Annotated in this window: 9 protein-coding genes; 6 read left to right on the top strand and 3 right to left on the bottom strand. The window is 69.3% G+C overall.

What is annotated here, in order from left to right; genetic code table 11:
- The first annotated feature begins 219 nt into the window (after window positions 1-219).
- From B9N97_RS28050 to B9N97_RS28040, 3 genes are all read left to right on the top strand, one after another.
- Window positions 220-2,889: a TIGR02302 family protein gene (locus tag B9N97_RS28050; protein WP_085091099.1), complete on the top strand. Its 2,670-nt coding sequence runs from the start codon at window positions 220-222 to the stop codon at window positions 2,887-2,889.
- A 147-nt stretch (window positions 2,890-3,036) separates the two neighbouring features.
- A complete protein-coding gene (trkA, locus tag B9N97_RS28045) occupies window positions 3,037-4,416 on the top strand; it encodes a Trk system potassium transporter TrkA (RefSeq protein WP_085091098.1) in 1,380 nt (459 codons plus the stop codon).
- Between the two features lie 70 nt (window positions 4,417-4,486).
- The gene (locus B9N97_RS28040) at window positions 4,487-5,947 is read left to right on the top strand and encodes a TrkH family potassium uptake protein (RefSeq protein WP_085091097.1); all 1,461 of its coding nucleotides are present in this window, start codon (window positions 4,487-4,489) and stop codon (window positions 5,945-5,947) included.
- 61 nt (window positions 5,948-6,008) lie between these two features.
- Here B9N97_RS28040 and B9N97_RS28035 read toward each other — a convergent pair whose 3' ends face one another.
- Both B9N97_RS28035 and B9N97_RS28030 read right to left on the bottom strand, forming a co-directional pair.
- The gene (locus B9N97_RS28035) at window positions 6,009-6,227 is read right to left on the bottom strand and encodes a hypothetical protein (RefSeq protein ID WP_085091096.1); all 219 of its coding nucleotides are present in this window, start codon (window positions 6,225-6,227) and stop codon (window positions 6,009-6,011) included.
- Between the two features lie 117 nt (window positions 6,228-6,344).
- Window positions 6,345-7,331, bottom strand: coding sequence for a DUF4142 domain-containing protein (locus B9N97_RS28030; RefSeq protein ID WP_085091095.1), 987 nt, complete (start codon window positions 7,329-7,331; stop codon window positions 6,345-6,347).
- Window positions 7,332-7,632: 301 nt separating this feature from the next.
- Between B9N97_RS28030 and B9N97_RS28025 the strand changes: the two genes are divergently transcribed.
- From B9N97_RS28025 to B9N97_RS28015, 3 genes are all read left to right on the top strand, one after another.
- Entirely contained in the window at window positions 7,633-9,330 is a 1,698-nt protein-coding gene (locus B9N97_RS28025) for an FAD-dependent oxidoreductase (protein WP_085091206.1), read from the top strand.
- 50 nt (window positions 9,331-9,380) lie between these two features.
- A complete protein-coding gene (locus B9N97_RS28020) occupies window positions 9,381-9,971 on the top strand; it encodes a mismatch-specific DNA-glycosylase (RefSeq protein WP_085091094.1) in 591 nt (196 codons plus the stop codon).
- A gap of 112 nt (window positions 9,972-10,083) precedes the next feature.
- Window positions 10,084-10,665 (top strand): hypothetical protein, encoded by a 582-nt coding sequence (locus B9N97_RS28015; protein ID WP_208621280.1) that lies wholly within the window; start codon window positions 10,084-10,086, stop codon window positions 10,663-10,665.
- A gap of 10 nt (window positions 10,666-10,675) precedes the next feature.
- On the opposite strand, the gene B9N97_RS28010 is transcribed toward B9N97_RS28015, so the two are convergent.
- A complete protein-coding gene (locus B9N97_RS28010; protein ID WP_208621279.1) occupies window positions 10,676-12,946 on the bottom strand; it encodes a xanthine dehydrogenase family protein molybdopterin-binding subunit in 2,271 nt (756 codons plus the stop codon).
- Window positions 12,947-12,948: the final 2 nt, after the last annotated feature.

Below are 12,948 nucleotides of genomic sequence, written 5' to 3'. Positions count from 1 at the left end.
GCACCCCGAACGCCCCGAAATTTCGGCGGATTGCCGCGCGTCATAGTTTCGCCATGGCGCAATGATGGGCTGTAGCATTGCGCCGGTGAACGAGTCGGTGGGCAAAAGGGCGGGCAAAAGCCGCAGGCGGCGCCTATATGACTGGTTCGCGCAGCATCACCGGCCGGCGGCGCCAAGCGAACCGCGGGACCGGCTGCATTTCGGCGCGGAGGGGGCGGCATGAAGCAGAACGAGCGACGCGGCGACTCCGGACCCGGCCCGAACCGGGCTGCTCAAAGCGAGGGCGTGACCGAACCACGCTTCCGCCTTGCCCAGGCGCGCGCGGCGCTGCTGTGGGAACGGCTGGGGCCGGCGCTGTGGGCGCCGCTGTCGGTGCTGGGCGCCTTCCTGGCGCTGGCGCTGCTGAATTTCCTGGTCCTGCTGCCGGGCTGGCTGCACGGGCTGGCCCTGCTGGTGCTCGCCGCCGCCTTCCTGCTGTCGCTCGTCATCGGCGTCCGGCGCTTCCGCACCCCGGCGGAGGATGAGGCCCGGCGTCGGCTGGAACGGGACAGCGGTCTCGCCCACCGTCCGCTGCACACCCTGCGCGACCGGCCCGCCGGCAACGACCCGACCGCCCAGGCGCTGTGGCGCCTGCATCAGGAGCGCACGCGCGCCGCCATGCGCAGCCTGCGCGTCGCCTGGCCGGGCACAGAGGTGCCGTCGCACGACCGCTACGCCCTGCGCGCCCTGGTGATCCTGACGCTGGTGGTCGCCGGCGCGGCCGCCTGGGGCGACTGGCGTCCGCGCATCGCTGCGGCGCTGACCCCCCAATTCGGCGGCAGCGCCGCCACGGCGGCGGCGACGCTCGACCTGTGGATCAACCCGCCCGACTATACCGGCCTGCCGCCGGTCTTCCTGAAATCCGGCTCCACCGCCAAGCCGGCTTCCCAGCAGGCCGCCGGTTCGTCCACTGCCGACCACCCCGTCGACCAGCCGGTGAAAGTGCCGCAGGGCAGCCTCGTTCTGGCCCGTGTCACCGGCGGCGGCGGCACTCCCAGCCTGGAGGCCGGCGACCAGACCGACCCCTTCGAGGCGGTTGATTCGACCAACTTCCAGGTGCAGAAGCCGGTGACCGGCGGCACCCGCATCGCCGTCACCCAGGGCGGTCGCACGCTGGGCTCCTGGCCGATCGAGGTGGTGCCCGACCGCGCGCCCATCATCGCCCATGCCAATCCGCCCGCCGCCGGCGAGCGCGGTGCGCTGAAACTCGACTATGCCGCCCGCGACGATTACGGCCTGACCGAGGTGAAGGCGCAGATCCGCCTCTCCCCCGAGGTTCCGCCGCAGCCCGGCGCCGTCAAAAATGGGGCCGCCAACAAGGAAGCCCCGAAGACCGAAGCCGATCCCGTGCTGGAAGTCCCGCTGTCGCTTCCCGGCGTCCGCCCGAAGGAGGCGCACGCCACCGCCTTCCAGGATCTGACCGCCCACCCCTGGGCCGGCATGCCGGTGACGGTGCGGCTGACCGCGACCGACGGCGCCGGCCAGACCGGCCGCTCGGACGATGCGGCCATCATCCTGCCGGAACGGACCTTCAACCACCCCGTCGCCCGCGCGATCATCAACCAGCGCAAGATCCTGACCCGCAATCCCCAGGAGTCGCGGGTGCAGGTCGCCCGCGCGCTGGCGGAGATTTCCTCGCGCCCCGACACCTATGGCGGTGACATCGTCGCCTTCCTGTCGATGCGCACCGCCATGGCCCGGCTGATGCTGGACCAGAGCGCCGACAGCGTCCCGGCCCTGCAACAGCTCCTGTGGGAAACCGCGCTCCGCATCGAGGATGGCGGCCTATCGCTGGCTGAGAAGGACCTGCGCGACGCCGAGAAGCGCCTGTCCGAGGCGCTGGACAAGAACGCCTCCGACGAGGAGCTGAACCGCCTGATGGACGAGTTGCAGGCGGCGCTCGACAAGTTCATGGACGCCATGGAACAGCGGATGATGGAGGCGCTGCAGCGCGGCGAGAAGATCCCGATGGTCCCGCCGGAAATGGCCGACCAGATGACCGACCGCAACGACCTGCAGCAGATGCTCGACCAGATGCGCGAGATGGCGCAGACGGGATCGCGCGACGCCGCCCGCCAGATGCTGTCCCAGCTTCAGCAGATGCTGGAGAACATGCGTTCTGGCGCCATGGCCCAGATGAACCAGCAGCAGGCCCAGCAGCAGAACCAGACCTGGGAGATGATGCAGCAGTTGCAGAAGCTGGCGCAGCAGCAGCAGCAGCTCCTCGACCAGAGCTTCCGCCAGTCGCAGGAGTCGATGGACCAGCAGCAGGGGCAGCAGGGCGAACAGCCCCGCGGCCGCCAGCAAAATCAGCGGCGCAACCAGAACGGCCAGCAGAATCCGGGCAGCCCGACCCTGCAGAAGCAGGCCGAGCAGCAGGAGGCGCTGCGCCGCCAGCTGGGCGAGCTGATGCGCCGCATGGGCGAACAGCAGAGCGGCGAGATCCCGCAGCCCTTGGGTCGCGCTGAACGCGCCATGCGCGACGCCGCCCAGGCGCTGCAGCAGGGCGCCCCCGGCGCCGCCGTGCCGTCGCAGACGGAGGCGATGGAACAGCTGCAGCAGGGCATGCAGGGCATGGCCGAACAGATGGCGCAGCAGATGATGGGCCAGGGGGGGCCCGCCATGATGGGCCAGCAGGGCCAGATGCCGCGCCAGGGCCGGGGGCGCGACCCGCTGGGCCGCCGCCCGTCCGGCTACGGCATGCAGGACTCCAACGACGTGAAGATCCCCGAACAGTCGGAGCTCCAGCGCGCCCGCGAAATCCTGGACGAGCTCCGCCGCCGCTCCGGCCAGTACGGCCGCCCGCAGGAGGAGCGCAACTACATCGACCGGCTGCTGAAGCAGTTCTGACACCGGCGGGGGAATTCCGGCGATTCGGGCCGGAATTCCCGCCTGCCGGACCGCTCTGACTTGCAACGCTCCGCTCCCGCCGTCATTTCCTCACAAATTCCGGCCAGACGGGGGCGGAGCGGTCGGCAAGCCGGGGGGAGCGGGCGTATGAAGGTCATCATCTGCGGGGCCGGACAGGTCGGGGCCAGCATCGCGCGGCATCTCGCGCTGGAAGACAACGATATCACGGTCATCGACACCTCGACCGAACTTGCCCAGCGGATGGACGAGAGCCACGACGTGCGCGGCATGGTCGGCTACGCCTCGCATCCCGACGTGCTGGCCCAGGCGGGGGCGCGGGACGCCGACATGCTGATCGCCGTCACCCATTCCGACGAGGTCAACATGGTGGCCTGCCAGGTCGCCCATTCGGTGTTCGACATCCCGCTGCGCATCGCCCGCATCCGCAAGCAGGCCTATCTCCAGCCGGAATGGTCGAAGCTGTTCGCGCCCAACCATCTGCCGATCAGCGTCGTCATCTCGCCGGAGGTGGAGATCGCCCACAGCATCGCGCGCCGCCTGCGCTCCCCCGGCGCGTTCGAGATGGTGCCTCTCGCCGACGCCAAGGTGCACCTGATCGGCGTCCACTGCACCAACAGCTCGCCGTTGCTGAACACGCCGCTGCGCCGCCTGACCGAGATGTTTCCCGACCTGCGCGCCGCCGTGCTGGCGGTCTTCCGCGACGGCACCGGCTTCGTGCCGAAGAGCAACGACCAGCTGCGGCTGGGTGACGACGTGCATCTGGTCTGCCGCACCGCCGACATCGTCCGCGTCGTCGCCCTGTTCGGCCACAGCGAGGCGCCGGCCCGCCGACTGGTCATCGCCGGCGGCGGCAACGTCGGCTTCAATCTGGCGCAGATCGTCGAACGCCACATGCGCGGCATCTCGATCAAGATGATCGAGGGCAACGCGGCGCGGGCGGAGCTGATTTCGCGTTCGCTGCGCTCCAGCACGGTGGTGCTGAACGGCGACGCGCTCGACCATGAAATACTTGAGGAGGCTCAGGTCGGCCGGGCCGAGACCATCGTCGCCGTCACCAACGACGACGAGACCAACGTCTTCACCTCGCTGCTGGCCAAGCGCGCCGGCTGCGGCCGGGCGATCACGCTGCTGAACAAGACCTCCTACGCGCCGATCGTCGCCGGGCTGGGGATGGACGTCGTCGTCAACCCGGCGGCGGTCACCGTGTCGTCGATCCTGCGCCATGTCCGGCGCGGCCGGGTGGCGGCGGTGCAGACCATCGGCGACAATTTCGGCGAGGTGGTGGAGGCGGAGGCGCTGGAGACCTCGCGCGCCGTCAGCGGCCCCATCGGCACCATCGGCCTGCCGGCCGGCATGATGATCGGCGCGCTGGTTCGTGGCGGCGAGGTCATCATCCCCACCAGCCAGACGGTGATCGAACCGCATGACCGCGTCATCGTGATGGCGACCTCCGATCTGGTGCGCAAGGTCGAAAAGCTGTTCGCCGTCGGCCTGGAGTTCTTCTGATCGGGATTTTGCTGTTCGGCCGAGTTCCGCCGATCCTCTTTCGCCGCCCCATCCGCCGCCCAGAGACATCATGCCGAATTTCAGGCCGATCCTGTTCATCATCGCCATCGTGCTGCTGGCGCTCGCCGCGACGATGCTCATCCCGGCCGCGGTCGACTATGCCTATGGGAATCCGGATGCGCGGATCTTCCTCTATTCCGCCGCCTTCACCGCCGGTTGCGGCGGGGCGCTGGCCTGGTCGGCGCGCTGCCACCTGCAGGGTGGGCTGTCGCTGCGGCAGGCCTTCCTGCTGACTCCGCTGACCTGGACCACCACCGCGGCCTTCGCGGCCCTGCCCTTCCAGTTCGGCCATTTCCCCGACCTGTCCCTGAACTACGCCAACGCCTTCTTCGAGACGATGTCGGGGCTGACCACCACCGGATCGACCGTGCTGGTCGGGCTGGACCTGACGACGGAGGGCATCCTGCTGTGGCGGGCGCTGCTGCAATGGCTGGGCGGCATCGGCATCATCGGCGTCGCCATCGCGGTGCTGCCGGCGCTCAGGGTCGGCGGCATGCAGCTGTTCCGCACCGAATCCTCCGACCGCTCGCAGAAGGTGCTGCCGCGCGCCCAGCAGATCGCCAAGGCGATCACCGCGGTTTATACCGGACTGACCGTGATCTGCGGATTTTGCTATTGGCTGGCCGGCATGACGCCGTTCGAGGCGGTGGTGCATGCGCTGACCAGCCTGTCCAGCGGCGGCTTCTCCACCTCCGACAGCTCCATCGGCCATTTCGAAAATCCGGTGCTGCACTGGCTGGTGACGCTGTTCATGCTGGCGGGCAGCCTGCCCTTCGTCCTCTATGTCCGCACCCTGACCGGCCAGCGCGACGCGCTGTGGCGCGACAGTCAGGTGCGCACCTACCTGACCTTCCTCGCGGCGGTCATCCTTCCGCTCAGCATCTGGCTGACGCTCAAGTACGGCTACGGCTTCGCCGACTCGCTGCGGCTGGTGGCCTTCAACGTGGTGTCCGTCGTCACCACCACCGGCTATGCCTACACCGACTACAGCCTGTGGGGAAATCTGGCGGTCGGCGTCTTCTTCGGCCTGACCTTCATCGGCGGCTGCACCGGATCGACGGCCGGTGGCATCAAGATCTTCCGGTTCGAGGTGATGGTGACGGTGCTGCGCACCCACTTCCTCCACCTGATCTATCCCCGCGGCGTCTTCCCGCGCCAGTACGGCAACCGGCAGCTGGACGACGATGTGTTGGGATCGGTGATCGTCTTCTTCGCGCTGTTCTTCACCGCCTACAGCGTCACCACCATCGCGCTGATGGCGCTGGGGCTCGACTTCATCACCAGCGCCAGCGCCGCGGTGACCGCGCTGGCCAATGTCGGCCCCGGCCTGGGCGACGTCATCGGCCCCGCCGGCAATTTCTCGACCCTGCCGGATTCCGCCAAATGGCTGCTGTCGCTGGCGATGCTGCTGGGCCGGCTGGAGCTGTTCACCGTGCTGGTGCTGTTCATGCCCCAATTCTGGCGGGGCTGAAACGGCGACGGGACCGGCTTTCGCACGGTCCCGTCTGCATCACGTCAGCCGCTTTTCCCAGTCACTTGTCAGGATTGTGGTTGGCGGCGTGGTCCTGCATCTGTTCGGTCTGCACAGCCTTGCTGTCCAGGCCGCGGGCGTCGGAATGACGGGACTTGTCGCGGTTCGACAGCACCTCGTTGTCGCCGATGGAGCCGGCGGGCAGGTCGGTGTTGGCGCCGGTGCCGGTGCCCTTGCCCTGTCCGCTCGGGCTCATGTGCTTCTTGCTGGCGTTCGCCATCGCGTTATCTCCGTCGGTTGGCCGTATCGTTTGGCTGCCCGGGGCCGCCGGGAAGACGACCCCCGGCGGCCGGCGGCTGGAATCGGGATCAGGAGTGACCGCCAGGCCCGCTTCGGATCACTGCGGGTTGCGCGTCTGGGTTCCATCCGGATTGGTGGTCGGGCTGGTGGCCGCGCCGCCGGACATGCCGCTGTGGTTGGCGGCGCCGCCGGTGCTGCCGGTGTTTTGGTCGCCGTTGCGCTTGCCCAGCGAGACGGTGTTGTCGTCGTACTTGAACTCCGCCATCTGCTTGACCTGATCCTCGGTCACCTGACGGGCGACCACGCGGTCGCCGTCGGTCCGCAGCAGATTGTAGTCCAGCGCCACCTGCTTGGCGCCGATGCCCAGCACGCCGCCGCGGTTCAGGATCACCTGGGTGGCCTTGCCGCTCTGGGCGTCGAGAATGATGTCGGCGACGTCGCCCAGCTTGTTGCCGTTCTCGCCGTAGACGTCCTTGCCCATCATCTGTTCGATGCTGTTGCCCTGCTGGGCGGCGGCACCACCGGCGGCACCGCCGGCGGAGGCGACGGCCGGGCGCTGATCGCGGGCCATGCGCAGATGCTGCTCCAGCGTCGGCAGGGTCTGCTCGGCGAAGCGCTTCAGGTCGGCGTCCTTGCCGTTCTGCGCTTCCTCACGGAAAAGCGAGACGGCGGTCTGGTGGGCGTCGACCTGACCCTGCATATAGGCGGAATCGAACTGCTCGCCCTTCATGCCGCGCAGCTTGTCCAGCTTCTGCTGGTGTTCGGAATCGAGCTTGGTCGGCAGCGCCATCGACTTCTTCTGCGCCATCTCCTTCATGGCGTCGGAGGTCTTGGTGTGGTCGGACACCATGTGGCTGCCGAACTGCTTGACCTTCTGGTCCTTCGCCTGATCCTGCGCCAGCTTGCCCGCCTGGATCTCGAACATGTCGCTGATCGCCGCCTTGTTGGCGAAGGTCATGTCCTGCTGCGCCACCTGACCCTTTTCGGTCACCTTGGCGGTCGGCGTCGGCGTCTGGGCCAGGGACAGGGTGGGGGCCGTGAACAGCACCAGGGCGGCGGTCGCGAGAAGATGATGGCGTTTCATGGAGGCGGCTCCTGCAATTGCATGGTTTTCCGGTCGCCGACAGCCCGACCTTATGGCCGGACCGAAGCGCCCTTCTTCGCCACCTCAACCGTCGAGCGCGGCGGTCGTTCCCTTCCACCCGCCGGGCCGGTCGGCCGGCCGCCCCCATCCGGACCACCCCGTCCGGTTCGTCCGGGGTGCCGCGCCTGTGCGCCGAATCGGCCAATGGGGACGCGCCGGGGGTATAGCCGAATGAGCACTCGGCCTAGGCCGCGCGTCCGGGGCAAGAAGGGTGGTCTATTACCCCGGTATGGAGGCCTGCTTGCTTCGTGACGCCCGCCATGTCCTGAACGGCACGCACATCGACTGCGATCTGTGCGTGATCGGTGGCGGTGCCGCCGGCCTGACCATCGCGCGCGAACTGGCGGGCGGCAGCTTGAGCGTCGTCCTGCTGGAAGGCGGCGGGCTGGAGGTCGACGGCATCTCCCAGGCGCTGTACGCCGGCCGCAATGTCGGGCTGCCCTACGAGCGGCTGACCACCGCGCGCAGCCGCTATCTGGGCGGCAGCACCAACTGCTGGGGCGGCTTCTCCCGTCCGCTGGAGCCGGGCGATTTCGCCGAGCGTCCCTGGATGCCGGGCAGCGGCTGGCCGATCCCGCGCGACACGCTGATGCCCTATTACCAGCGCTCGCACGACGTGCTCGGCCTCGGCCCCTTCCAATACGACAACGACTTCTGGATGGAACGGGTCGGCGGGCCGAAAACGGCGCTGTTCCCGGTGGAAAACGATGAAGGCGGCGGCGATTTCGAGAACCGTGTCGCCCAACTCAGCCCGCCGATCCGCATGGGCGAGGCCTATCGCGCCGAGATCGGGCGGGCCGCCAACATCACCGCCTTCCTCAACGCCAACGTCACCGGGCTGGACACCAACCCGACCGCCACGGCGGTGGAGCGGGTGCAGGTCCGCACGCTGGAGGGCCCCGGCTTCACCGTCGGCGCCCGGCTGTTCGTGCTGGGCTGCGGCGGGATCGAGAATGCGCGGATCCTGCTGCTGTCCAACAAGGTGCAGGCGGCGGGGCTGGGCAACGGCAACGATCTGGTCGGCCGCTATTTCGCCGACCACCCGCGCTTCAAGACCTCGCCGATCCGGCTGACCCGGCAGAGGCAGCATCGCACGCTCTACGACGTCAGCCTGTGTCTCGCCCGGCGGCGGCTGCGCCGGCCGCATCCGTCGATCGCGCTGGCGCTGTCGCCGACGGCGGAGCTTCAGGAACGGCACGGGCTGCCCAACTCGCGCACATATCTGGTCGCCTCCTACCATTCCGGGGCGCTGGACGCCTTCAAGGCGATGCGCGACCTGCGCCTCCTGCCCTCGCGCCACAGCTGCCGCCGCTTCGGCGTGTCGGAGGACGAGGCGGCGAGCCTGCTGCGCAACGCCGGCCCGCGCATCCTGCGCAGCCTGCCGCAGCTGACCCATGCGCTGTTCGACAGCACCATCGATCCCGGATGGCTGCCCCGCCGCTTCACCCTGGAAACCGTGCTGGAGCCGGTGCCCAACCCCGACAGCCGGGTGACGCTGGACCATGCCACCGACCCCTTCGGCTGCAACCTGCCGCGTGTGGACTGGCGCCTGACCGACCAGGACCGCCGGGGCGCGACCGAGACCCAGCGGCTGCTGCGCGAGGACCTGCTGAAGCGCGGCATGATCGCCGTCGACACGGATGCGGAGCACGACGCGACCCATGAGGCGACGATGGCCGATGTCGGCTGGTGCTGGCACCATATGGGCACCACCCGCATGCATGAATCGCCGCGTCACGGCGTGGTCGATCCGGACGGCCGGGTCCATGGCGTCGGCAACCTTTATGTCGCCGGCAGTTCCGTCTTCCCAACCATGGGGGCGGACCACCCGACCATGACCATCGTGGCGCTCGCCCTCAGGATGACCGACCGCGTCCTCGCCCTGCTGCAGGACGAACGGAACAGTCCGCCCGCCCCCGCGGTCGCCGCCTCGCTTTGAGCGGGGCGGCGGCATCCTATATTCCTCTCCTTCGCGGAGAGGATTTCACCATGGACCTGTTCGACGATGTCCCCGTCCCTACGCCGGAAGGCTTGCCGCCTGCCGCCGGGCCCCTGCCGGACATCGTGACGCCGGGGCTCGACTGCCTGTTCGTCGGCTTCAATCCCGGCCTGCGGTCGGGGGCGCTCGGCCACCATTATGCCGGGCGCGGCAACCAGTTCTGGCGCCTGCTGCATGAGGCCGGCCTGACCCCGCGCCTCTACCGGCCGGAGGAGGACGTGACCCTTCCGGCCATCGGGCTCGGCTCCACCAACCTCGTCGCCCGCGCCACCGCCTGCGCCGCCGAGCTGTCGCGGGCGGAGCTGCGCGGCGGGGTGCCGCGGCTGGCGCGGATCGTCGCCTTCGTCCGGCCACGGGTGCTGGCCTACACCGGCAAGGGCGTCTATCTGGCGGCGACCGGCCTGCCCGACGCCCCCTGGGGCGTTCAGGAGCACGGCCTTTTCGACGGCGTCGCCGACGTGGTGGTGCCCTCGCCGAGCGGCCTCGCCCGCCTGCCTTTCGAGGAAAAACTGCGCTGGTTCCGCGAGGTCCGGGATGAGATCGGACGGCGGCGCCCCGCCCCGTCCGCAATTCCTGGCTAGTCGGTAGAGATAACTGTCCGGACGGAGAGTATCGGCCGGGAATGGGGGGCCGCGGGGAGCAATCCCCCTGCCCCGGCAAATCTCCGGGAAAGGCGAGGATGCGGAAACGGCCTTGAGCCATGCTGTGCGCCGCATGACCGCCATCGACCACCACAGCACCCATCACGACCCATTCCCCGCGCCGGAGACCGATATGGTCGCCCGCCGGCTGCGCCGCCGCCATTGGACGGTGCTGGCGTTGGCCGTCCTGCTGCTGGCCGGGGTGCTGGGCGCCGCCTGCTACCTGACCGCGCTGACGCCTGCCCCGAAGGCCACCATCACTGCGACCGACACGGCCACCGAGGCAGCCGACCCCTGGGAACCGCAACTGCCCCGGCCGTCCCTTCCGGTCGTCCAGTCACAGCGGCTCGCCCGGCTTCTGCGCCTCGAACCGCCACGCAAAAAAGAACCGGCGGAGACCTCCGTCCCCGCCGGTCCGATGCGGGTCGATCCCGCGGTGAGGCTGCTGGTCGACCAGGGCTGGCCCGGCCGCCGGCCGCCGGCGCTTCCCGCCACCGCCCGGACGGCGAGCATCGGGACGGCCAGCATAGGGACGAACAGCATCGCCCCGTCCCCGCAGCTGACCCCGCAACTGACGGCGGCCCAACCGGCCCCCGCCCAACTGACGGCGGGGACCAAGTCGGCCTCTCCCTAGCCGCCCCGGCTCAGCTGACGATGCCGCCGCGGCTGAAGGGCAGCGTCTGCAGCGGCTGGCCGGTCACCGAGAAGACGGCGTTCGCCACCGCCGGCGCCACGGTCGGGACGCCCGGCTCGCCGGCGCCGGTCGGCCGTTCGTGCGACGGCACGATGTGGACCTCCACTGCCGGCATGTCCGACATCCGCATCGGCAGATAGCCGTCGAAGTTGGACTGATCCACCTTGCCGTCGGTCATGGTGATCTCGTCGCGCAGCGCATGGCCGATGCCCCAGCCGGCACCGCCCTCCATCTGCGCCTTGACGATGTCGGGGTTGACGACCTCGCCGCAATCGACGGCGACGACGACCCGGTCCACCTTGATCTGACCCTTGGCGTCGACCGAAACGTCGGCGACATGGGCGACATAGGTGTTGAAGCTTTCATGCACGGCGACGCCGCGGCCCTTGCCCTGCGGCAGCGGCTGGCCCCAGCCGGCCTTCTCCGCCGCCAGCTTCAACACGCCGGCCAGACGCGGATGGTCCTTCAGCATCTCCATGCGGAAGGCCACCGGATCCTTGCCGGCCGCCTTGGCGAGGCGGTCGATCATGACCTCCTTGGCATAAGCCGTGTGGGTGTGCCCGACCGAGCGCCACCACAGCGTCGTTACCGGCGAGGCGACGGTGTGCGCGTCGACCGCGAGGTTCGCCACCGGATAGGCCATGTCCGACGCGCCCTCGACCATCGTCGCGTCGACGCCGTCCTTGACCATCACCGCCTCGAACGGCGTGCCGGTCATGAAGCTCTGGCCGACGATGCGCTGCTTCCAGCCGACCAGATCGCCCTTGGCATCGACCGCCGCGGTGATCTTGTGCAGGACCAGCGGGCGGTAACGGCCGCCCTTGATGTCGTCCTCGCGCGTCCAGACCAGATGCACCGGGGCCTTGGGATAGGCCTTGGCGATCATCACCGCCTCGGCGATGTAGTCGGCGCTGGGGGTGGCACGCCGGCCGAAGCTGCCGCCGGCCCACTGGGTCTCGATCTTCACCTGCTCCGGCTTGCAGCCCAGGATGTGGGCGGCGACCATCTGCTCGACCGTCTGGAACTGCGACCCGGCCCAGATGGTGCAGCCACCCTCCGGGTTCAGCGCCACCACGGCGTTCAGCGGCTCCATCGGCGCATGGGCGAGGTAGGGGAAGACGAACTCTCCCTCCACCACATGGCCGCCCTTGGCCTTGGCGTCGGCGATGGCCTTCTCCGCATCGCCCTTGTTCGCCGCGACCGCACCGGGCTTCTCCGCCGCCTTGCGGTAGTCGGCCAGCATGGCGTCGGTGCCGCGGGTCTCGGCTTTGGCGTCGTCCCAGGTCACCGTCAGCGCCTCGCGGCCCTTGATGGCGGCCCAGGTGTTCTTCGCGATCACCGCGACTCCGACCGGCAGGCTGATGACGTCGATGACGCCCGGCACCTTGCGGGCGGCGGCATCGTCGACGCTCTTCACCGTGCCGCCGAAGCGCGGGCTGCGGGCCAGCACCGCCGTCACCTGACCGGGGCGGCGGATGTCCATGGCAAAGATGGCGGTGCCGTTGGTCTTGCTGATGTGGTCCAGACGGTGCAGGTCCGGGTTGCCGATCAGAACATAATCCTTCCGGTCCTTCAACTTGACCTGCTGCGGCACCGGCAGTTTCGCCGCCTCCTCCGCCAGTTCGCCGAAGGTGGCGCTGCGGTTGCTCGCGGCATGGCGGACCACGCCCTTCGAAACCGTCACTTCGCCGGCCGGCACGTTCCAGCGCGCCGCGGCCGCGGCGACCAGCATGGCGCGGGCGGCGGCGCCGGCCATGCGCAGCTCGTCCCAGCTGTTGGCGACGGCGGTGGAGCCGCCGGTGCCCTGGACGCCGAACATATGGTTGGCGTACAGCTTCTGGTTGGCCGGAGCGAAGGCGCCGCGCACTTGGCTCCAGTCGGCGTCAAGCTCTTCCGCCGCGATGGTGGCGAGGCCGGTGACGATGCCCTGGCCCTTGTCCAGATGCTTGGCCAGCACGGTGACCGTATTGTCCGGCGCGACGATGATGAAGGCATGCGGACGCGGGTCGGCCGGCCCGACGATCTTCGGCGCCGCTTCGGCGGCCAGCGCCGGCATGGGCAGATGCGCGCCGATCACCAACGCGCCGGCCCCGACGCCGATGGCCTTCAGGAACCCGCGGCGCGACGGCGCCGGCAGCGGACCGGGAGCGAAACCGGACTCGGGGAACCCGTGTTCGCCAAAACCATTTTGTGCCGCGTGACGGATCAAATGATGCAGCATGG

Origin of the sequence: Azospirillum oryzae (genome assembly GCF_900177515.1) — a bacterium.
Taxonomy (GTDB): Bacteria; Pseudomonadota; Alphaproteobacteria; order Azospirillales; family Azospirillaceae; genus Azospirillum; species Azospirillum oryzae_A.
Note: the sequence above shows the minus strand (reverse complement) of the source record. Positions and strands in the feature narration are given on the sequence as shown.

Coding starts and splice junctions, on each gene's coding strand:
- B9N97_RS28050 (WP_085091099.1), top strand. CDS start 220: ATGAAGCAGAACGAGCGACGCGGCGACTCCGGACCCGGCCCGAACCGG.
- trkA (WP_085091098.1), top strand. CDS start 3,037: ATGAAGGTCATCATCTGCGGGGCCGGACAGGTCGGGGCCAGCATCGCG.
- B9N97_RS28040 (WP_085091097.1), top strand. CDS start 4,487: ATGCCGAATTTCAGGCCGATCCTGTTCATCATCGCCATCGTGCTGCTG.
- B9N97_RS28035 (WP_085091096.1), bottom strand. CDS start 6,227: ATGGCGAACGCCAGCAAGAAGCACATGAGCCCGAGCGGACAGGGCAAG.
- B9N97_RS28030 (WP_085091095.1), bottom strand. CDS start 7,331: ATGAAACGCCATCATCTTCTCGCGACCGCCGCCCTGGTGCTGTTCACG.
- B9N97_RS28020 (WP_085091094.1), top strand. CDS start 9,381: ATGGACCTGTTCGACGATGTCCCCGTCCCTACGCCGGAAGGCTTGCCG.
- B9N97_RS28010 (WP_208621279.1), bottom strand. CDS start 12,946: ATGCTGCATCATTTGATCCGTCACGCGGCACAAAATGGTTTTGGCGAA.